Source organism: Alphaproteobacteria bacterium, assembly GCA_016870095.1.
Lineage (GTDB): Bacteria > Pseudomonadota > Alphaproteobacteria > Paracaedibacterales > VGCI01 > VGCI01.
On the sequence record VGCI01000007.1, the window covers coordinates 97,692 to 119,347 of the forward strand.

Consider the following 21,656-nt stretch of genomic DNA (forward strand, 5'->3'; position numbering starts at 1 on the left):
AATATGGCTGACGATACAAACACACCGGCTCCCGCAGATGAATCCGCTCTTGACGTATTAATGTCAAAAGGGAAATTGGCACGGGACGACTCTCAAAAACCATTTGCACGAGATTTGGTGACAGAATTTGTCAATCAAGTTTTAGAGCAAGGTACTGTCGTGAGTAACGATACGGTTGCGTTTATTAATCAACGTATTCTGGAAATTGATGATCTCATTGCAAATCAATTAAATGAAATTATGCATGACCCCGCCTTTCAAAAATTAGAAGGATCCTGGCGGGGGCTTAGCTATTTGGTGATGAATACAGAAACGGCTGTACATTTGAAACTCCGTTTAATGAACATTACCAAAAAAGAATTGCTTGATGATCTGGAAAAAGCGGTTGAGTTTGACCAAAGCCAAATGTTTAAAAAAATCTATGAAGAAGAATATGGAACGTTTGGTGGCCATCCCTATTCCTGCTTGGTGGGAGATTATGAATTTACCCGACATCCACAAGACATGGAACTGCTTCAAAAAGTTTCTCAAGTTGCGGCCGCAGCTCATGCCCCATTCTTAACAGCTGCAGATCCCAAATTATTCGACCTTGATAGCTTTGAACATCTAGGTGTTCCCCGTGATCTTTCAAAGATTTTTGAAAGTCTCGAAATGATTAAATGGAATTCTTTCCGGGAAACAGAAGATTCTCGCTATGTTGCCATGTTATTGCCGCGCGTTTTGATGCGCTTGCCTTATGGTGCCAATACACTTCCCGCAGAGGGATTAAACTTTGAGGAAGATGTTGCAGGCGCAGATACATCTAAATTTTGTTGGACAAATCCTGCCTATATATTGGGACAACGGATTACCAATGCTTTCTCTTTGTATAAATGGACAGCGGCCATTCGAGGTGTAGAAGGTGGCGGTATTGTTGAAGGATTACCCGCCTATACGTTTAAAACAACCGATGGAGATATTGCCTTAAAATGTCCCACGGAAACATCAATAACCGATCGTCGTGAAAAAGAATTAAGTGATCTTGGTTTCATATCTTTATGTCATTGTAAGGGAACAGATTACGCCGCATTCTTTGGCGGTCAGACAGCCCAAAAGCCAAAGATCTATAATCTTGAAGATGCAAATGCTAACTCCAACCTATCGGCAAGATTGCCTTACATTTTGGCAGCTTCTCGTTTTGCTCACTACATTAAGGTCATTATGCGCGATAAAATTGGCAGCTTTTTGACTCGTGGTAACGTGGAAGATTATTTGAACACTTGGATTGCAAGCTATGTGGTGATGAATGATAACGCATCACAACCCGTGAAAGCAAAATTCCCCTTAAGAGAAGCTCGGATTGACGTATACGAAGTCCCAGGAAAACCAGGGTCTTATCGATCCGTTATCTATTTGCGACCGCATTTCCAAATGGAAGAACTCACAGCTTCTATCCGTATGGTTGCAACCTTACCGCCACCTGCAGCGCAATAAAGCTGGGTGCTTATTATTAGACAGGAGATTTAGAGATGGCTGAATTACACGATAAAGCCCAAAAAACAACGCCGACGCTGCAACAGCTTTCCCAAGCTGGTAACCCACCTTTGGGCACGGTCACGAGTAGTTTTTTCATTTCGATGGATCAAGTTTTTAACACATCGAATGTCGGATCCGGTGCAAGTGCGAATGCAAGCAATCTGGCAAATACGGTACAACTCTTGTGGTATAGCAGCGTTGAAGAGCGGCCTTCACAAGGTAACAGTACCAGTGACTTTAACGCGAGCGCGACTCTTGTTCATAGTCTGCTTGAAATGCATATTATGACTGACTCTGCCATGCCCACTTTGCGTCAAAATATGAGGCAAAATGTACCCATTGCTCAAATTAAGATTACGCGCGTGGGACATTTGGGTGATGGACAAGATAATGTGGAAATGTATTCATCAACATTTACAAATTGTTTTCTGGAAGCCATTGAAGAATTTCCCGACAGATTGATCGTTAAAGCTCGTGTTAATACGCGCTCGGATACGGCTGCTGCTACAGACTTTACAGCAACACAGGCTACTGCCTCTGGAAGCACAGCTTCTGGTTGGGATTATACACAAAACGCACCCATTGCCTCATAAATTTGAAAAGGGGGCCGTTTTTTTCTTCCTTAAAAAAGCGACCCCCTATCTTTATTAACCTCCCTTTCATGACAATAAATTTTTAAAAAATAATACCGAGCTCAGCAACTTTTGCGTATGAAAATTCAAAGCTTTGAGCCAATGTTTATACCTACTTCCCCCTATAAATATAATTATTAGTAAATTTTCTATTAATTTTTATTAAATTAATGTTATATTTTTCTTATTGTGGTGTGCATACTGAGTTGTACGCGATTTAAAGCGTCTTTATAAGGCTATTTAAATTATGCTGTATCGGGGAATACGGGGGAATTAGGGTTGGCAGATATACTAAGCGACAAAATGCAAAAGGCACCCAATACGACTCAGCAAATTCCCCAAACTGGAAATCCACCCATCGGGACCGTTACAAGCAGTTACTTTGTTTCTATGGATAAAGTCTTTGCGGTGTCAAATGTGGGCGCGGGTGATAGTAAAGGCAAGAAGCATGTTGAAGATGCTGTTCAGTTGTTGTGGTTTACGAGCGTTGAAGAGCGTCCTTCGCAAGGGAATATGACAACAGATTATCAATCCAGTGCCACTTTGGTTCACTCGTTACTTGAAATGCATGTTCAAACCGATTCAGCCATGCCAACTTTACGGCAAAATATGCGCAATAACACACCCATAAAAAAAATAAAAATTACCCGGGTTGGGCACTTGGGGGCAGATAAAGATAATACAGAATTATATTCAACCACTTTCACGAATTGTTTTCTTGAATTCATTGAAGAATTTCCAGACAAGTTGATTGTCAAAGCACGGGTTAATACCCGCTCTGATACGGCGGCTGCTACGAAATATGATGCAACACAAGGCACAACATCAGGAAGTACAGCTTCGGGTTGGGATTATGCACAAAATACCGCAATGGCCTAGTAATCTTTGCATTATGTATGTTTGGTATCTATGCGATTTTAAGAACACTCTTAAAAAGAGGACATTATAGAAAGTTGAGGATATGGGTAATGCTTTAAAAAATGCACGGGCAGAACCCAAAAAAATAGCTGGTGCACCTGTTCCCTTATTTGATCGGCTCATTGATGAAGACCCAGAATCTGAAAAGGAAGTTCCCTCAAAGCGATATTATAATCGCTTTGAACTCATTCAATCCATAGAACGCGAAGTTGAACGTATTTTAAATACGCGCGCGACAGTTAAGCGGGATGAATATGAGGATTTCTCAGAAAACCCGCTGAATTATGGCTTGCCAGAGATGTTTGGGTTGGGTGATTTTTCGCAATTTGATGCCACGAAGGTAGATGAATGGCCTCGTATAGAAGATTTGTGTGCCCAGGCGATTTTACGCTATGAGCCTCGAATTAAGAATGTCACGGCTAATGTGACAGGGTTTGATAAGAAAACACAAAGCTTAAGCATGACTATTCAGGCAGATTTTGCCATAAAAGAATTTCAGGGAGAGCTGACATTCCCAACGGTGTTTCTGATGGATCAACGCTGATACCACTCATAAAAGTTAATATATATTCTTCGTTTACAAAGAATTATTTTTAATAAAGGCAACGAAATCTTTAACGTCATTAAAATCTTTATAAATACTCGCAAAACGAACATAGGCTACAGCATCCAAGTTTAGAAGGGCATCCATGGCCATCTCACCTATGTCAGTTGTTAAAATATCTGTTTCGCCCGATGTTTCCAATTGACGAACAATACTCGAAATGACACGCTCCGTTCTTTCAGGATCTATAGCGCGCTTGTGAAGGGCACTTTCAATAGAACGGGCAAGTTTATCTCTATCAAAGGGAACACGCATACCGCTTTTTTTAATAACCATCAGATCCCGTAATTGGACGCGTTCAAATGTCGTGAAGCGTGAACCGCATTCTGGGCAAAATCGACGCCGCCGGATAGTGGCATTATCTTCTGTCGTGCGAGAATCTTTTACGCCGGTGTCGGGGTGACTACAAAAAGGGCAGCGCATGCTTTCATGAAACCTTCAAATGAGGATAGATCGGAAATTGGCGACATAAGGATATAGCTTGTTGCTTAATTTTCTGTGTGGTTTTTTCATCGGGGGTGTGGATCACTTCAGCAATCATATCAGCAATTTGATTAAATTCAGCAACGCCAAAGCCACGCGTTGTACAGGCTGGACTGCCCAAACGAATACCGGAAGTAATCATAGGCGAGGTATCATCAAAAGGAATGCCATTTTTATTGCAGGTAATATTAGCAAGGCCCAGGGCTGCTTCAGCAGCTTTACCTGTTATATTCTTCTTTCTCAAATCAACCAAAATAAGGTGTGAGTCAGTCCCCCCTGACACAAGAGAAAATCCCAATTCAATAAGACGTTGCCCCATGCTTTTCATATTGGTTACGATATTGGCGGCATAGGTTTTAAATTCTGGTTTTAAAGCTTCGCCAAAGGCGACAGCTTTAGCGGCAATAACATGCATTAAAGGGCCTCCCTGAAGACCTGGAAACACAGCGGAATTAATTTTTTTGGCTAGGTTCTCGTCGTTGGTTAAGATAATACCGCCTCTGGGTCCCCGTAAGGTTTTGTGAGTTGTTGAGGTAACAATATGTGCATGGGGAATCGGGCTTGGAAATAAACCTCCTGCTACAAGACCGGCAAAATGTGCCATATCCACCATGAAGAAAGCCCCTACGGATTCAGCGATTTGACGCATGCGCGCAAAATCAATGAAACGAGGGTAAGCAGAGCCTCCCGCAATAATCATTTGGGGGCGTTCAGCCTCGGCAATTTTAAGGATAGCGTCATAGTCGATAAGGTGAGTTTCGGGGTGTACATTATAACTGACAGATCGAAACCATTTTCCAGAAATATTGACAGAAGAGCCATGGGTTAAGTGTCCCCCAGAGGCTAAAGACATACCTAAAATTGTATCGCCTGGTTTTAAAAGAGCTAAGAAAACGGCCTGATTCGCTTGACTACCTGAGTGGGGTTGCACATTAGCAAACGAACAATTAAATAATTTTTTAACGCGTTCGATAGCCAATTGTTCGGCTATATCGACATATTCACATCCCCCATAATATCGACGGGCTGGATATCCTTCGGCGTACTTGTTTGTCATTATTGAGCCCTGGGCTGCCAATACAGCTGATGAAACAATATTTTCAGAGGCAATCAATTCAATTTGATCTTGTTGACGGTGAAGTTCTAAACGAATAGCTTCTGCAATTTCTGGGTCAATTTGATTTAAAGATTCATTATTAGGGAGCATATGTTAACACACCGTTATATTAAGAGCTGTATTTTCTCCCTACCATATCGAAAAAAACAATCTTTAGCAAAAAAATTGCAACGGCTTAAGCAAATTCGGAATTCTCACTTAATGGGTATTTATGGATTTTAAAGCATTTTTAATCATCAATAGATCTTGCCAAGACTGTGCTTTTTGTCCGGGAGACCGCAAAAGAAAGGAAGGATGATAGGTAGCCATTGCCTTCAGAGGTGCTTTTAATTCAGGGGAATGATAGGATTGCCAGGTGCCTCGCAGTCGCATAATTCCGTCATTCGTATTGAAAAGAGTTTTCATGGCAACCCCTCCCACAAGAACCAAGATTTCTGGTTGAATAAAGGCAATATGCTTTTCAACGAAGGGTTTGCAAGCTGCAATTTCTTGAGGGGTTGGTTGACGATTTCCTGGAGGACGCCAGGGAACAATGTTGGTTATGTAGACGGATTCTCGATTCAAGCCGATGGTCGCAAGCATTCTGTCCAGAAGCTGACCACTCACACCGACAAAAGGAACACCTTGCCGATCCTCATCAGCGCCGGGAGCTTCGCCAATGAGCATCACTTTTGCTTTTGGGTTTCCATCAGCAAAAACAAGATTTGTTGCTGTTTTCTTTAGGGCACACCCCTCAAAACCTTCAAGGGCACGTCGCAAATCTTCAAGGGTTTGACAGTATGCTAAATTCACCGGCGTCCCAGGTATTGATGGCATTGAGGCAGAAGGGGTTAGGACAGAACTCACCGAAATTTGAGGGGAAGGTGTTTTCGGGGGAATTGTCCGAATAGCTGCAGCATGGTTAGCTGGGGTATCATCAACAGCTATAGTGATGCCTAATTCTTGGTACCAACGTAAAGTTTCAATAAGTTTCTGATTTATCATCATACTTACTTTGGGTAAAGTAAAATTAGATGACAAACAAGTCCTTTTTTGAAACGGAAACATGATATGGATGAAATGCACTATGACGTTGTCATTGTCGGAGCAGGTCCTTCAGGTCTTTCCGCAGCTATTCGACTCAAACAACTTGATACTTCTCTTCGGGTTTGTATTTTGGAAAAAGGGTCTGAAGTGGGGGCCCATATTATCTCAGGCTGTGTTTTTGATCCCCGTGCCTTAGAAGAACTCATTCCGGATTGGCGTCAGAAAGAAGCCCCTCTAACCATTGCGGTTCGAGAAGATCGCTTTTCCTTCCTTACGCGTCGTTATCAGTTCCGCTTGCCTGTTCCTCTTCAAATGAAAAATGCAAATAATTATATGATCTCCCTCAGTCAATTCTGTCGGTGGTTAGCTCGTCAGGCGGAGGCTATGGGTGTAGAGATTTATCCCGGATTTGCTGCTACTGACCCTTTATTTAATCATCAAGGAGACCTTTGGGGAGTGAAAATAGGGGATCAAGGTGTAGGACGTGATGGACAGCCCACCCACTCTTATCAGCCAGGCCTTGCTATTTATGGAAAGCAAATTCTCATTGGAGAAGGATGTCGAGGAAGTTTGGCCGAGCTTTTAATGCATCATTTTCATTTGAGAGAGGAGTCTTGCCCGCCAACATACGGATTGGGTTTAAAAGAAATATGGGAAGTGAAGCCAGAATTGCACAAAGAGGGTCGGGTCATTCATAGTATTGGATGGCCCTTGGATTTTCAAACTTATGGGGGAAGTTTCCTCTACCATTTGGCCAATAATCAAGTGGCGGTGGGATTTGTGGTAGGCCTAGATTACCAAAATCCTTATTTGTCGCCATTTGAAGAATTTCAGCGATTTAAAATCCATCCGGCTATTCGACCTTTGTTTGAAGGAGGAAAGCGCTTAAGTTTTGGGGCAAGAGCCTTAAATGAAGGGGGATGGCAATCCCTCCCAAAACTCACCTTTCCTGGCGGAGCGATCATGGGATGCAGTGCAGGTTTTTTGAATGTGCCTAAGATTAAAGGTACACATACCGCCATGAAATCAGGAATGCTCTGTGCTGAAGGTGTATTTGAAAAGCTACAGGGAAGAGTTAACGATTATGAACATCGATTCCACCAAAGTTGGGCAGCTAAAGAGTTGCATCAAGTGCGTAATATTCGTCCCGGATTTCGTTGGGGAATGATTCTGGGGCTTATAAATGCGGCACTGGAAACATACATACTGCGTGGTCGATCACCTTGGACCTGGCGAAATCGTAGTGATCATAAAAGTCTACGCTTGGCGAAAAATTCAAAAAAAATAATTTATCCTAAGCCGGACGGTAGAATAACTTTTGATCGACTCAGCTCTGTTTTTTTGTGCAATATACATCATAGCGAAAATCAACCCAATCATCTCAAGCTTAAAATTCCTGAATTAGCAATTTCTCATAATTTAAAACTTTATGATAGCCCTGAGCAACGCTATTGTCCTGCCAGTGTCTATGAGATTGTAGAAACTGAGGAAAGCCCGCAACTTCATATTAACAGCGCCAATTGCATTCATTGTAAGACTTGTGATATCAAAGACCCATTCCAAAATATTCAATGGGTACCTCCAGAAGGTGGAAATGGGCCTAATTATACGGATATGTAGGCACAATAGTTTTTCTTGAAAGAATTTTTAGGAATTGTCCATGAATATTACGCGTCTTGCTCCTGCCAAAATCAATCTTATGCTTCATGTGGTCGGACGTCAGGTGGATGGGTATCATCATTTACAAACTCTCGTAATTTTTGCTGATTATGGTGATGAAATTAGAGTGGGAAAGGCCGAATCATCAAGCTTAACGATTGATGGTCCTTTTGCGCCTCATGTTCCTTTGTCTGCGGATAACATAGTAATTTTAGCTGCACGTTGGGTCAAAGAGCGCTTCCCCATTGTTGACCAAGTCCATATCCACTTAACCAAGAATTTGCCGATTGCTTCTGGTATGGGGGGTGGGTCGAGCGATGCTGCCGCTACCATTGCCGCACTGCTTTCTTGTCACGAAATTTCATTAACAAGTGCCCAAGAAGATGCTCTTATATTGGCATCCGGGGAATTGGGAGCAGATGTTCCTATGTGTTTGGCTCATCAATTTGGCAGAGGGCCCCTGTTATGGATTGATAGCTCTGGGCGCGAATCGCTTCCTCTCCCCATAAATGGAGATATAAAAGGGGTGATGGTTCTGGTCAATCCTGGTGTTCCTATTTCGACTCCTGCCATTTTTAAAAAAATTCAGCCTCCCTATACAGCGTCTCAAGATTTTAAAAATCTCTTAGAGAATCATTTTCAAGGTAATGTCGTGGAGTATTTAAAAGCTCAAAAAAATGATTTAATGGAATCCGCAACAACCCAAGAAGCAAAAATTGGCAAACTGCTTCAAGCTCTTCAAAAAGCTCCGGGATGTTTGATTGCAAGAATGTCGGGCAGTGGAGCAACTTGTTTTGCTATGTTCGAAGATGAAGAATTTGCGAAATCAGCATTGATTCGAAAAATGCCTAAAGCTTGGGGGGTGACTTGTAACTTTTGGGGGTCCGTTGAAAAATAATCACTGCCAAATGCCCCAGAAATCAATGATGACAAAAAAAATTGGGTTTGTGATCATTCTAGCCATCGCTTTTATTCCAAATATTATCGCTACCGAAATAGAAAAATTTGATCCGAAAAAGATGAAAGTTTCTCTTGCTGGAATTAAATTAATTGCAAGATTTGAAGGGTTTCAAGATAGCATTTATGAGTGCCCAGCAGGAAAACCTACAATTGGTTTCGGCCATGTTGTGGAAACATCTGAGACAAATAAATATTTGAAGAAATTATCACTCAAAGAGGGACTAACGCTTTTAAATTCAGATATTGTTGATAGATATGAACCTGATATTCAAAGACTAGTTACCATTCCTTTGGAACAAGGCCAATTCGATGCTCTCACTTCTTTTGATTACAACTTAGGGGCAAAAAATTTAGGTAATTCAACACTTTTACAACATCTCAATGCGGCGGACATTCATCAAGCCTCTCTTCAATTCCCTTTATGGCGCAAAGCCGCTGGTCAATATCTTCCCGGTTTGTTCAAAAGAAGGTTAGCGGAAATGTTTATATTTAGAGGGGACGATAAAATTCCTGAGGATTTGGGGACTATTCCGACCAGCCTTCCGGGCGAAACTTTGTTGATGGTTTATCAAAACTTGGCGCCGGCCGTGCAACGCGAAGCGCAGGATATTTACCTAGAATATAAAGCAAATAGTCGTTAGCTGTCCCTCTTATGAGGGCATTAGACAAACAAAAGTCCCTCAGAGGACAAATTCTTAACAATGGCGATTAACAGAAATTTAGAAAAACCAGATGGCCTATAAGCCGGGTTCTGTCCATAAGGTTTGCACCTTACTGGATGACTATTCATCTGGGACGGCTGTTACCAGCCGCCTCGAGCGATCAACCCGGATGACATGCACAAACACATTGGAGGAGTTTCCTCCTCCCTCATCCCTATTAGATCTTGCTCCGGGTGGGGTTTACCCTGCCACTTCTGTTACCAGAAGTGCGGTGCGCTCTTACCGCCCCATTTCACCCTTACCTCAAGCTTTCGCTCAGGCGGTATAATTTCTGTGGCACTTTCCCTAAAGCCAGCCTTTATTAACTGACCCCGGCGGACGTTATCCGCCACCCTGTTTGTGTGGAGCCCGGACTTTCCTCCCATTTGTAGTTGCCTACAAATCAGCAGTCATCCAGCCATCTGGTACCTGACAAGATAGGTTTCCTTTGACGTTTTGTCAATGAAGCGATATTGTCGGTGAACCAAATCAAAAAAAGCTGCTCGTTTAGACGGACACATCAACAATACTTAAATTTTGTGAGTTAGGAAGAAGGCAATATGTCAAGCAATCCCATTTTGGTGCAAATTATCCGCGGAGATATGATAGAAAGTTTTTTTCGCGGTGCCTACGTTATCATGGATTCAGCTGGTCAAATTATTGATTCTGTTGGAGATATTGATCGCCCTATTTATCCGCGCTCCGCTTTAAAACCAATTCAGGCTATTGGTCTGTTAGAATGTGGGGCGGGAGAGGCATACAAGCTATCACTTCCTGAAATTGCTCTGTCGTGTGCTTCGCATAATGGGGAAGAGCGTCATATACACATTGTCAACGAATGGCTTGAACGCTTGGGTTTTGATTGCAATATTTTGGAATGTGGCATTCACGCATCCATGAATCAGGAAACGATGTTGGCATTTGTGCGTGCGGGCAATAAATTAACACCTGCCCATAATGCTTGCTCTGGTAAACATACAGGATTTGTGACGCAAGCGCTTCACATGAAAGTACCTGTTGCGGGTTATACGCACTTAGATCATCCTGTTCAACAGCACACAAATCGCATGATTGAAGAGATGATCGGTATCAGTGTTACTGAAGCTCCCAAAGGGATTGATGGTTGTCAGGTCCCGGTAATTGGAATGCCGTTAAAAAATTTGGCTCACGGGATGGCGAAAATGAGTAACCCAATAGGGTTAAGGCCTGCTCTATCGAAGAGTATTCAAAGGATTGTTACGGCTATACAGACCCATCCAGATTTGATTGCAGGTACGGGACGATTCTGCAGTGCAATTACACTAGGTACTGAAGGGAAAATTTTGGCAAAGATGGGAGCAGATGGTGTTTTCTCTGTCATTTTACCAGAAAAAGGATGGGGAATTGCTTTGAAAATAGACGACGGTAATCTGGTTGCCGCTGAGGTGGCTATCTTGGGTATTTTGACAAAGCATAATCTTGTCGCCCCTCATTCCACTTGGGATCGTTGGGCGCACCCCACTATTAAAACATGGAATAAACAGATTGTAGGGGAAATTTCTTTCGTCGGCTAATTTGGGATTAAACATATGGTTATGACGTATGTTCTTTTGGGAGTCAGCTCAGTCTATATCGTGGTTAAAGATGTCCGTTTCCAGCACATTCCCCTAAAAGGCTTAGCCTTATTCTTTGGGGCGAGTCTTCTGAAACAGTTTTGGGAACCGGAACTTGAAGGAATTGGGGTTGCGGTGAGCTTGGTGATTATTTTGCTGAGTTGTTATGGGCTGTTTTCCATTTTTAAATGCAAACCGACCATGGGTACTGGTGATTTACTGTTAGGTCCCAGTTGTGGTCTATGGCTGCAATTTTTAGAACTTCCTGCTTTTTTAGTTATGACGGGTCTTTTGGGATTAATTTTAGGCGTTTATTGGCGATACCGCTGGAAAATGATAACCTTTCCTTTTGCTCCAGCCCTGCTATTCGGATTAGGTATTTCGCTCATAATGCGTTGTTTTTGATAAGGGAATGGGCTATGAGTTGTGAAATCATTAATGTTGAAGAGACTCTAATAAAATGATGCAAAAAAAAACATCATCCTTTTCGGTACCATGGGGCATTGTTTTAAAATGCCTCGTATCGGGAAGTCTAATCTACTGGCTGCTAAATAAAATTGATATTGTTAATGTTTGGGAGATTATCAAAGAGCTGAACGGTGGAATTTTGTTAGTTGTTTTGCTTCTAATTTGGTTGACTCTTTTTGCAATCGCGAAACGTTGGCAATTGGTGACTCAGTTGGGGGGTATGGATCCGCCATTAAGTCATTTGACTGAAGCCACTTTCATTGGGGCTTGTTTTAATCAGTTTCTGCCAAGTTCAGTGGGGGGAGACTTCTTCCGCATACTGGCAATACGTCGCTATGGAGCTTCTTTAAATGAGGCTGTCACAAGTGTTTTTATGGATCGTTTATTTGGTTTTATTTCCCTTGGGATTTTGTGTTTACTCGTCATTCCTCTAGAAGGGCAAGCTTTGCTGAATTCTGATCTCAAGTGGCCCTTCTTACTGACATTGTTGCTTCTTGGAGGCACACTGGGAGGAGGATCCTTGCTTCTTTTTTTTCCTAAGCGATGGCAAGGATATTTCTTTATCCGGCCCTTTCATTCGGCCATTGAAGTGGTGCAAAGGTCTTTGAAAAAAAGGATTTTGTTTTTAAGCATGTTCATGACTTCCTTTATAGCAAGTATCTTACTCATTTTAGGATTGCAAATATTGATGTTCGCCTTTGATATTCCTTTGACTTGGAAACAGGGGGCCGCTATCTTACCGGCGGTTATTTTACTTGCATCGTTGCCCATCTCATTTGCAGGATGGGGATTGCGTGAAGGCGCAATCATGATGGCTTTAGGCGCCTATGGTGTGCCACAAGAAACTGCTCTCGCTATGTCTCTTGTCTATGGCACATTGCATCTCGCGAGCGCGTTTCCTGGCTTGATATTATGGATTTTAGACAAGCGTCGATTAAAACCATCTGTGTCGTCTGCGTAAGGAAAATACCCCTTAAACAAAATAATCCGAATGAAGGGGGGTTGTGTTGAAATGGGATTTTCGGTCATAATCCCTACCAGGATTAATGACTCAAGGTGTTACATGAGGTGTTCTTATTATTGCGTGGGCGATATCTATGATATCGACGAATTGGCTAAGTACCTAAGAGAAGAGGGGCGTGAGCCAAAATTTTACGATAACGTTGTTCATATTCGCAAAGAAAATGAAAATGAAACTTTCGGCGATGTTTTTATCTTTCCTTACGGCTGTGCTATTTTTTGGGGATTAGAAGAGGAGGAAGAACACGTTATTCTTTCTGAACTACGACCGTATGTTGGTTATCCTTTGATGTTCCCTACTCATGATCAATCGACTTTTCATTACGGCAATGCCACAGTTATTGAAGAAGAAGATGACGAGATCGTTCTGGAATCAGACGATGTTTTAATAAAACTTTCTATATCTCATGGTTTATCTCAATCGGTCAAACTAGAATGGTTTGAAGAGTCTGTCAGTCATACTATTGAGAAAACACGCCATTTGCCTGAAGAACTTGCCCGAAAAGGGAAGATCTACATGTCACGCAAAAAACTTTCAAAAAAAATTGGGGCCTTATTTGCGGAAAGAAATTCCATAAACCTCCATAGTGATATTTTAGATACCCCTGAATTCTTTTGGCGACGACCCCGCTATGAGCCCTATTATCTTATGGCTTCTGAATATATGGACATCCAAACGCGCTTAGATATTCTTAATCGTCGCTTAAATGTTATTCATGAGCTTTACGATATTTTGTCCAGTGAGTTAAATCATCGGCATTCTTCGCGACTTGAGCTGACAATTATTCTTCTCATTTTAATTGAGGTCGTTGTTGTTTTACGCAATGAGCTTATGAAGCTTTTATAAGTTTTCGTGCAGTTAAGTCTTTAAAAGGAAGATAATTCTCTTTATTAGATTAGGTAATAGAAGGTAATTCTTAAGATTTTCGTTAGGTTATTGCAATTTAAAGATTTTCTTAAGAATATTTCCCTTTTCCATTGACCCTGCGTCAAGAATCATCTTATAAAGAGGATAATCTCATGAAAACGTGGGGCCCTTAGCTCAGTTGGTAGAGCATCTGACTTTTAATCAGAGGGTCGTTGGTTCGAATCCAACAGGGCCCACCATGAATCCTGCGGTTTAGCGGGGATCGCACAATAAGGAGAGTTTCTTCGGGTATACCCCGGGTATACTTTGAATTCAAGTTATGCCTTATAAAAATAGCCATTTTTTCAAATACATCCCAAAAGTCATTTTATTGCCCAAGTTCCTCTTGGCTTATACTCGGCAGAATTTCCAACCCCTGGATATTCTTTGATCCACATCAATGCGACAGCACGACAATGCGACATTAGAAAAATTATTGTCGATGAAGCGCAGAAATCCTAGTTGAAGGAAGTTTGAAAGTGTCGCATTATCTTTTGCGACGCCATGCGACAGACTTTTAAGGATAAGGTTGATGATTTGGAATAAGCATAAGGATTTCTCATCAGAGTTTCTAACCAAGTATCATGATTATGTCCTTTATGATGTCGCGCATCGTATTAAGGCATTCCTTCTTTATCCCCCTAACTGTTCTTGTGAAGGTATTTGCCAATGTGAGTCGATACGAGACAAGATCGTTCTGTCTTTGAATATGGATTTCTTGCATCAAGCTCAAGAAAGAAGCGCCTCTTCTGACCAGCTAAATGCCATGAAGATGATTTTCAAGATTCCGGACGATAGTTATTTCAAGGCTAATTATGCACGCAGTTATCCTGTATGGCTTATCGAAGAGAGATTGAGTCAAGAAGACAGGAAGAAAAATTTTAAGATCGTTGAGCAATTGGTATGGGGACTTCTTCGGCTTGCTAAAACATATGAGCTCTCGGTGTTTAAAGAGCCACGAGCGAGTATTAATGAAGCTGTTGAGATAATTTTGGGAGATACTCCTCTGAAGACGAAGACGAAGCAATTAGATCGAGAGCCACCCCTCTGTGGGGAAAAGGGCTATGGAGTCCAATTGAATATCTATAAATCTGTCTGTCATTTTGTGGCCGCTTACGAACATATGAAAGAGGATAATCCTTCTTTTTCTTTAACTCAGCCTGAACACATTGAAGCGTTTTTAAGTCTCTCCCACTGGATCAGAAATAAACTGCTCAAACTTAAAACGCCCAACATTAAAGAGAACTCCTTGTTTCCTGATAAGGCTCTGTTGCCTCTTCCAGCCTGGGTAAACAGCGATGATGTTCATGTTTCCATCGAGCCTTTTGAGCACAAGCTTCAGAAGATAAATGATTCACTGCAAAAAGTAGCTTAAAACCACTCCGGACCTCCGCAATATTTTTGCGCAAGTGTAACGCCACTCAATCTCAAAAGTTCTTTTTGTGAATCAACATAATTCGCCATAGATGTCACCTTGGTAATTTAATAATCCAAGTTTTTTCAATGACTTCCTTATCTATAATTATATTTGGCCTTGTTCATTTTTATTAATTTAGAGAGAGGAATACGTTTATGGAGGACTGGAATCAGCATCGATTGTTAAGTCGTAAGGAAGCCGCTGAGTTTTTGGGGGTGAAGGAGATCACGCTTGCGATTTGGCAATCATCTCGGCGTTATAAGCTCCCCGTTGTGAAGGTTGGGAGGCTCGTTAAATATAGGTTCGGGGACTTGCTCGATTTTGTTGAGCGACGGACAGTGAATCAATCAACACCTGAGGGAAAGAAGGCGAGCGATTCTTCTTTTGATAACCAATGAGGGCTTTATCGATGGAAGTTGAAGCTCAAGGTCCCAAAGGTTTTCGTAAAAGTCAGTGGGAATATGCTCAAGAGTTCATCGGTGCTATGGCTCAGAAGGGTATCTATTTTCATGATGAACTTATCGCCGATGGCATAATCCATCGTTTTGCCTCAGAAGAAAGAGGGGACAAAGACTGCTGGTATGTTTTTCATGGATTAGCTGGGGCTTTTGGAGATTGGCGTAGAGACATTCATGAAAAGTGGAGCGTAGAAAGAGGAAGTTTGTCTTATGAAGAAAAGGAGAATCTCAAGCACCAAATTGAAATTGCGAAAAGGAAATTTGCTGATGAAATTCAGCAAAGACACCATGGCAGCAGCTTATCAGCTTTGAGTCAATGGAATGGCTCTTCTGTGGTTGTGGATTCACCCTATTTGCGTCACAAAAAAGTTGAGGCCTTTGGCATACGCTCATCCCATGATTCTTTGGTCATCCCCATAAAAGATATGGCAGGAAAATTATGGAGCCTTCAGTGGATCGCTCCCGATGGCACAAAACGCTTTTTGAAGGGAGGGCGTAAAAAGGGGTGTTTCCATCATATTGGCATATTTGAGCACGGTAAGCCGATTTACGTTACAGAAGGTTATGCAACAGGCGCGAGTGTCTATATGGCGACCCATCAAGCAACGGTCATTGCTTTTGATGCGGGGAATCTTGATGCCGTTATTGAGGAATTCAAGAGAGTTCATCCTATGAGCTCAATCATTATGGTGGGGGATGATGATGTTTGGAAAGAAGTGAACATTGGGCGAGAAAAAGCGGAACAGGCTGCCCTTAAACACGGGTGTATTGTTGTCTTTCCTCAGTTTAGAAGAATGACGAGCAAACCTACTGACTTTAATGACCTACATGTTTTAGAGGGCTTAGAAGAAGTCAAAGCTCAACTTGAACGTGCACAAATGACTAAGGAAAGCGAGCCTGACCCTTTGCCCAATACCAGCACCCTTCTACCTGTTCTCCCCTTTACGTTAGACATGATGCCTGAATCTCTTCAGCCCTGGATAAAGGATGTTGCTTATCGGCGTCAATGCCCCATTGATTTTGTGGCAATTCCCACCATTTTGATGCTGTCGAGTTTGATTGGCGCGAGATGTAGTGTCAAACCTCACGAGAAGGATGATTGGACGGTCGTGCCCAACCTTTGGGGCGGAATTTTAGGTGATCCGGGGACATTAAAAACGCCTGTCTGTGGGGAGGTTCTGTTTCCTCTTGGGTATTTAGAATCAAAGGCGACCGAAGATTACAATGACAAAAAGATTAAGTATGAAGCTGAGAAAACAGCTTTTCTAGAAGGTAAGGGGTGCTCAGAGCGAAAATTAAAAGATATTGTGGACCAAAAAGACGGAGCCTTAAATAAGCAAGAAGACCTTGCTTTTGTGACAGATGAATTAGCTGCCCATCTCAAAAACAGCCCTACTGAACCCGCTTACAAGCGTTACAAAGTTAGTGATACGACCGTTGAGAAAATGCAGGAAATTCTTTCGAAAAATTCCCGTGGAGTTCTGGTGTTTCGTGACGAGCTTATGGGTTTCTTGGAGAGTTGGGAGAAGAAAGGCCATGAATCCGATCGATGTTTTTATCTCGAAGCTTGGAATGGCGACAAACCCTATACCATTGATCGCATTGGGAGAGGCATGGTTCATGCGGAAAATATTTGTGTATCGATTCTGGGAACAACACAACCGGATAAAATCTCGACCTATCTGAATAAAGCGATCAAAAAGCTCGATAATGACGGGCTGCTTCAACGGTTTCAGTTGCTCGTTTATCCCGATAAAAAAGCATGGAAACTTGTCGACGAGTATCCAGACCTTGTTGCAAAAAGCCGAGTGTTTGAGATTTGTAAAACCATCGATGCCATGACATTTACGGACTATGGCGCACAAGCCCCTGAGCCTCTATATGAAGGACAATATACCATTCCCTACTTTCGACTCTCCCCAGAAGCGCAAATCCCATTTCATGAGTGGCTCAAAACTCTTCAAGAAAAACTCGATGGTAACGATCATCCGATTATTCTTCAACATTTATCAAAGTTCAGAAGCCTCATGCCCTCCTTGGCGCTCATCTTTCACGTGGTTGATAATGCAGATGGGAAAAGGGAACGAGAGATAACATTGTCCTCAATTCAAAAGGCAGCGGCATGGTGCGCATATTTAGAGTCTCACGCCCGACGCATTTACGGGATGGTTTTGGATACAACTTTTGAAGCGGCACCAACGCTATCCAAAGCCGAAGAGTTACTGGCGTGGATGCGCAAACAATCCAGCCGTTCTGATCAACCCTTAAAACGGCGGTTTATCTTGAGATACTCCAAATTCAGAAGCTCCAAAGACCTTGATCTGCTTCTGGGTGATTTGGTGCAGATGGGGTATGTCCAGGAGGGGCCTGAGGAGAGGTTTAGGGTGGTTGGTGCGGAAAGTAATATTTGAATAATAGTCAAAATAATGAGAGTAAATGGCTAGAATTCCTTGCCTATCTTCTTAAACATTTTTCTATTCTTAGTTGAATATTAATAATTTTCACGGATAATGAAATGATATAAATTATTTGTGGGTATAAGCAAAGTGCAAGAAACAATTGATAAGCTCAAATTTGCAATACAAGAACGTAGAGAAGTTACTTTTTTGTATAAAGATAAATGTAGAGTTGTTCAACCTTGTGCTTGTGGATTATACGTTAGCAATCAAATTGCGGCATTAGAAGGTTATCAAGTTGGAGGCGAGAGTGAATCCGGTAAGATACCCGGATTTAAAAGTTTTACAGTTAGCGATATAAAAAATCTTATTATAACTGACAATATCTTTTCAACAAATCCTCCAGGATACAACCCAAATAGTGGAAAATTTAATCCGGTCTATGCAAGGCTTTGAAATAAAACTCATCAATCATTATCCGCAATAAATGGTAGTGATTGATGCATCAAATAGTTTGGGTTAGTTTTCTTTAGTACTGTCTTCTTTTCTATTATCCTCTATCATTGGTATGTTCAGTCCCTCAATTTCCTGAAGTGTCTTCCCCGCAATCCCTTGTAAATCACCATACATTCCAGCTGTAGCGTCTATAACACCTCGAATCTGCTCTTCTCTCTTTGCCCAAAGACGTGTCATGGTTTTTCGTTCTCTGTCTAAATCATCTTGCATGTCTGAAAATTTTTCAACAATAGCCTCTACTCTGTGGCGGAATCGTGGGCCAGTCAAATATTGATAAACTAGTTCAGTCTTAGTTTGTTGACCTTCTCCAGCTTGGCGAGCTGAAGCAAGTTCAATTAAAGAATGACGAAGTGTCATCGCTAATGGAATTGCGTACTTAGGTTTGGCGATCCAAACGCCATCAACTAAACCAAAAGATTCAAATTCCTTTGGAAGAACTTGTGAAATGATCAATGCTATTTCAGCTTTTGCAGATCGTTGATCATCTCTCAGTTTTACTAACCAAGCATCACTCCAGTTCTTTGTGCGTTTGGATTCCCAAAGTATGGTCCCGCACATTTGTCCCAACGACCCAAAAACTTGATGTATCACGTCTCCCCCAAATTCGCCTTTGGGAACTGGCTGTATAATGTCTTGAGGAAAAGATGAGCGAAGATTATCCTCTAGCTCTAGTTCTTGAACTTCTCCTTGCAACTGTTGAGATCCTTGTTCAGCACGTTGCTTTAATTCCTCGATTTGGCGTTGCATAGCGGCCATTTGTGTTTGAGATTCTAATATCTTCAGCTTATGTACTTCGCTTACCTCTTTGGTTGTTTGCTCACGAACGAGTGTAAGAGAATCTTGCACTTTCTTCTCAATGGTCAAATCCATCTCTCTTTTTGCATCATCGAGCTCACGTTGTTTGCGAATAAGTTCCGCTTGAGCTTTTTGAGCTTCGCCCAGTTTAATATCGCGTTCTTTAAGAACTTCTTGAAGTTCACTAAGCGCAGTGGCTTTTTGCTCTAATTCAAGTGAAAGGGCAAACCTAGCTTTCCTTGCTTCTTCGGCAATAATTTTTTCCCGCTCTTCTTTTAGTTTGATTTCAACTTGTTCATGGAGAGAATTTTGAGCCTTAACTAAAGTCTCTTGTCGAACTCGTATTTCTTCTTCACGTTTGCTGACCTCAACTTCTTTTTGAGAGATCTTCTGCTCGTATTGAAGGCGTGTTGATTCGAGAAGTGGCGCTGCTAGGGATTCTGTAAGCTTGATTTCTGTTTTGCAAGCAGGGCAGGTAATTGTAGGTTCGGTCATAGGCATATTCCCTTCTATAATTAGAAAAATCTTAAAGGTTATTCAATGGACAGGCAATCTTTTATCAGTTTTCTGGCAATTTGAAGGTTTATAAGCTAGGGGGTAAATCCCCCCTAGAACCCCCGTTCTAATTTTTCAAATTTATGAATATTAAGAAGTCAGTTTTCTGACCTTTTCAATCTATCATTTCGAAAGCCTGAGAAATGCGCGCTTACACGTTGCATTTTGCAACATCGCTTTGTCGCAAGCGACATATCTTAAAAAGTGGCTAATTTTGGTTTTAAAAATCAATAAATTTGATGAATAAATTAGGCCTTTGAAGGGGGACAAATTGATGGTCTGTCCTAAAGAGGTTTTTGCGCTTAGAGGGTAAATGAGAGTGAAATACAAAACTATGTTTGTCACCATCCTCAAAAACCCCCTTTAAAGCGTCGTATACTGGCTTTAAATCGCAAAACCACCCCCTTTCTATGAAATCTGTCATAAGGGCATTAAGCGACTGTGCATGGTGAATTAAGAAGGCACTCTGAAATGAAACTTAACCATAATATATCAAAAATATTTAAGTTCGGACTTTTAGAAGAACCTCATGAGATAAGTTCTGCAAAGCAGGGACTAAATGTGGGTGGTCGTTGTGTAATTCGTTCATGCGCAATAGTTCACAGCAAATGAAGAGGAGAGATTTGTAAGCATCTTGTGTGCTAAGGTCTTCGGCAAAAGCTTCTTTGATTTTTTGAGAAACAGAAGGATTGTTGAGAGAAAAACAATAAAGAAATCCAATCTCTAGGCCTTGAGGTGCTGTGCCCCATTTATCCCAATCGAGTATGTACGGAGTCTTTTGAGTTAGATTTGCCCAATGTAGGTCTCCATGCACCGTTTCCCAATGGTCAATCGTGGAGTTGATATCTGTTCCAAAACGTTCGTGTATCCGCCGCGTAATCAAATCTTGCTTGACACTGACTTTTTTTGTTGGATAAACAGAAAGAAAGCCAAGAGTTTTCTTTAAGCTTGATAGCCATTCATCCGTTAAGAAATGATGTTCTGCGATCCATGGATTGGTCGAGCAGATAGGCTCCTTGATATAAGAAATTAAAAGGGTAGAAAAGGTTACCTGTTCCTTTCGCCAGTGTTCAATAGAACCCAAGTAAGCAGGTTTTGGTATTCTTGAATCTAAACTTTGAGCATCTTTCCAACCTTGCCAAGGAGCATAATCGGCGGGGGTTTGAGAATGAGCTAGAGCTTTTAATTTTAGCCATACTTCTTTTCCATCTTCATTCTTACATAGCTGGCCTCCACTACCAGCAATATCATTGTTCCATCCAAAAGCCATATTCCCAATGAGTTTTAACTTGAGCCGATGGGCCGCTTCGACCATTTCTTTTTCTAAAATGGCTCTAGAAACATGTACCGTTTGTGAAAAATGTAGGCTGTTGTCTGGATATGACATGTTTTTAATCCGTAAGGTTAAGGCTACGGGCGATTTATAGAGTTTATGATAATTTACCCAATAGAGGAAATCTGAATTTTATAAGCGACTTTCCTTGGTGATGGTAAGACTCCTTGTTCAGCCGTGGCCAACAAGTCACACGGGAGGAAAAAGTTTCTCATTTCAAGGTGTTAATGAGGTTTTTGCTTGAATTATATTTCTCACCCCTTTACCTTGAAGATAGGTTTGAGATGAGTATGCCGACCCGGCAAAATATCTGAACCTTCTCGACGCGGCAGTGCCAAAGCCGAGAGTAAGCGTGGTATCAAAGTGCGACTAACACGATGACACCACTAACCACAACTAACGAACGAGGTTAATTATGGCTAAAGACATCTTAGCTCATACTGAGCGCATTTTCCAACATGGCGATTGCACTGAACTCTTCTCAGCTTAGTTTCTAAATCTATAGCCTCTTGTATTCCCTCAGTTTTTGTAAATTAATTTGATTTTCTGGCTTTTAAGAGCTCTTTCTTCCCATTTTTTTGTTT

The 21,656-nt window shown here is 41.7% G+C and carries 20 protein-coding genes, 1 tRNA gene and 1 other RNA gene; 16 read left to right on the forward strand and 6 right to left on the reverse strand.

Annotated elements, in window-relative coordinates; translation table 11 throughout:
• Positions 1–3: 3 nt before the first annotated feature.
• The 4 genes from tssC (at position 4) to tssE (ending at position 3,609) form a co-directional block, all read left to right on the forward strand.
• Entirely contained in the window at positions 4–1,473 is a 1,470-nt protein-coding gene (tssC, locus tag FJX03_06580) for a type VI secretion system contractile sheath large subunit (protein MBM3633350.1), read from the forward strand.
• 35 nt (positions 1,474–1,508) lie between these two features.
• Positions 1,509–2,108 (forward strand): hypothetical protein, encoded by a 600-nt coding sequence (locus tag FJX03_06585; protein MBM3633351.1) that lies wholly within the window; start codon positions 1,509–1,511, stop codon positions 2,106–2,108.
• 318 nt (positions 2,109–2,426) lie between these two features.
• Complete coding sequence (locus FJX03_06590; protein ID MBM3633352.1) at positions 2,427–3,026, forward strand: hypothetical protein; 600 nt, start codon at positions 2,427–2,429, stop codon at positions 3,024–3,026.
• 82 nt (positions 3,027–3,108) lie between these two features.
• On the forward strand, positions 3,109–3,609 hold the full coding sequence (gene tssE, locus FJX03_06595; GenBank protein MBM3633353.1) for a type VI secretion system baseplate subunit TssE: 501 nt from the start codon (positions 3,109–3,111) through the stop codon (positions 3,607–3,609).
• A gap of 33 nt (positions 3,610–3,642) precedes the next feature.
• Here the strand turns inward: tssE and nrdR are convergent, their stop codons facing one another.
• The 3 genes from nrdR to FJX03_06610 form a co-directional block, all read right to left on the reverse strand.
• Positions 3,643–4,092, reverse strand: a complete 450-nt coding sequence (gene nrdR / locus FJX03_06600) for a transcriptional repressor NrdR (protein ID MBM3633354.1) — start codon at positions 4,090–4,092, stop codon at positions 3,643–3,645.
• 4 nt (positions 4,093–4,096) lie between these two features.
• Positions 4,097–5,359, reverse strand: coding sequence for a serine hydroxymethyltransferase (locus FJX03_06605; GenBank protein ID MBM3633355.1), 1,263 nt, complete (start codon positions 5,357–5,359; stop codon positions 4,097–4,099).
• Between the two features lie 108 nt (positions 5,360–5,467).
• Positions 5,468–6,256, reverse strand: coding sequence for a uracil-DNA glycosylase (locus FJX03_06610; GenBank protein MBM3633356.1), 789 nt, complete (start codon positions 6,254–6,256; stop codon positions 5,468–5,470).
• 63 nt (positions 6,257–6,319) lie between these two features.
• Between FJX03_06610 and FJX03_06615 the strand changes: the two genes are divergently transcribed.
• The 3 genes from FJX03_06615 (at position 6,320) to FJX03_06625 (ending at position 9,555) form a co-directional block, all read left to right on the forward strand.
• The gene (locus FJX03_06615; protein ID MBM3633357.1) at positions 6,320–7,915 is read left to right on the forward strand and encodes an electron transfer flavoprotein-ubiquinone oxidoreductase; all 1,596 of its coding nucleotides are present in this window, start codon (positions 6,320–6,322) and stop codon (positions 7,913–7,915) included.
• Between the two features lie 40 nt (positions 7,916–7,955).
• Positions 7,956–8,852 (forward strand): 4-(cytidine 5'-diphospho)-2-C-methyl-D-erythritol kinase, encoded by an 897-nt coding sequence (locus tag FJX03_06620; protein ID MBM3633358.1) that lies wholly within the window; start codon positions 7,956–7,958, stop codon positions 8,850–8,852.
• Between the two features lie 121 nt (positions 8,853–8,973).
• A complete protein-coding gene (locus tag FJX03_06625; GenBank protein MBM3633359.1) occupies positions 8,974–9,555 on the forward strand; it encodes a lysozyme in 582 nt (193 codons plus the stop codon).
• 83 nt (positions 9,556–9,638) lie between these two features.
• Here the strand turns inward: FJX03_06625 and rnpB are convergent.
• Positions 9,639–10,041, reverse strand: an RNA gene (rnpB, locus tag FJX03_06630) — RNase P RNA component class A.
• A gap of 134 nt (positions 10,042–10,175) precedes the next feature.
• On the opposite strand from rnpB, the gene FJX03_06635 reads away from it, so the two are divergent.
• The 9 genes from FJX03_06635 (at position 10,176) to FJX03_06675 (ending at position 18,329) form a co-directional block, all read left to right on the forward strand.
• Complete coding sequence (locus FJX03_06635) at positions 10,176–11,168, forward strand: asparaginase (GenBank protein ID MBM3633360.1); 993 nt, start codon at positions 10,176–10,178, stop codon at positions 11,166–11,168.
• 15 nt (positions 11,169–11,183) lie between these two features.
• The gene (locus FJX03_06640) at positions 11,184–11,612 is read left to right on the forward strand and encodes a hypothetical protein (protein ID MBM3633361.1); all 429 of its coding nucleotides are present in this window, start codon (positions 11,184–11,186) and stop codon (positions 11,610–11,612) included.
• Positions 11,613–11,667: 55 nt separating this feature from the next.
• A complete protein-coding gene (locus FJX03_06645) occupies positions 11,668–12,636 on the forward strand; it encodes a flippase-like domain-containing protein (protein MBM3633362.1) in 969 nt (322 codons plus the stop codon).
• Positions 12,637–12,738: 102 nt separating this feature from the next.
• Positions 12,739–13,542, forward strand: a complete 804-nt coding sequence (locus FJX03_06650; GenBank protein ID MBM3633363.1) for an RMD1 family protein — start codon at positions 12,739–12,741, stop codon at positions 13,540–13,542.
• Between the two features lie 184 nt (positions 13,543–13,726).
• Positions 13,727–13,802: transfer RNA gene (locus FJX03_06655), tRNA-Lys, on the forward strand.
• A gap of 332 nt (positions 13,803–14,134) precedes the next feature.
• Complete coding sequence (locus tag FJX03_06660; GenBank protein ID MBM3633364.1) at positions 14,135–14,977, forward strand: hypothetical protein; 843 nt, start codon at positions 14,135–14,137, stop codon at positions 14,975–14,977.
• Positions 14,978–15,174: 197 nt separating this feature from the next.
• On the forward strand, positions 15,175–15,417 hold the full coding sequence (locus tag FJX03_06665; GenBank protein MBM3633365.1) for a helix-turn-helix domain-containing protein: 243 nt from the start codon (positions 15,175–15,177) through the stop codon (positions 15,415–15,417).
• Positions 15,414–17,888: a DUF3987 domain-containing protein gene (locus tag FJX03_06670; GenBank protein ID MBM3633366.1), complete on the forward strand. Its 2,475-nt coding sequence runs from the start codon at positions 15,414–15,416 to the stop codon at positions 17,886–17,888. The genes FJX03_06665 and FJX03_06670 overlap by 4 nt, the downstream gene beginning before the upstream one ends.
• 135 nt (positions 17,889–18,023) lie before the next feature.
• Positions 18,024–18,329 (forward strand): hypothetical protein, encoded by a 306-nt coding sequence (locus FJX03_06675; protein ID MBM3633367.1) that lies wholly within the window; start codon positions 18,024–18,026, stop codon positions 18,327–18,329.
• A 63-nt stretch (positions 18,330–18,392) separates the two neighbouring features.
• Here the strand turns inward: FJX03_06675 and FJX03_06680 are convergent, their stop codons facing one another.
• Both FJX03_06680 and FJX03_06685 read right to left on the reverse strand, forming a co-directional pair.
• Entirely contained in the window at positions 18,393–19,679 is a 1,287-nt protein-coding gene (locus tag FJX03_06680) for a DUF2130 domain-containing protein (GenBank protein MBM3633368.1), read from the reverse strand.
• 562 nt (positions 19,680–20,241) lie between these two features.
• Positions 20,242–21,126 (reverse strand): hypothetical protein, encoded by an 885-nt coding sequence (locus tag FJX03_06685; protein MBM3633369.1) that lies wholly within the window; start codon positions 21,124–21,126, stop codon positions 20,242–20,244.
• Positions 21,127–21,656: the final 530 nt, after the last annotated feature.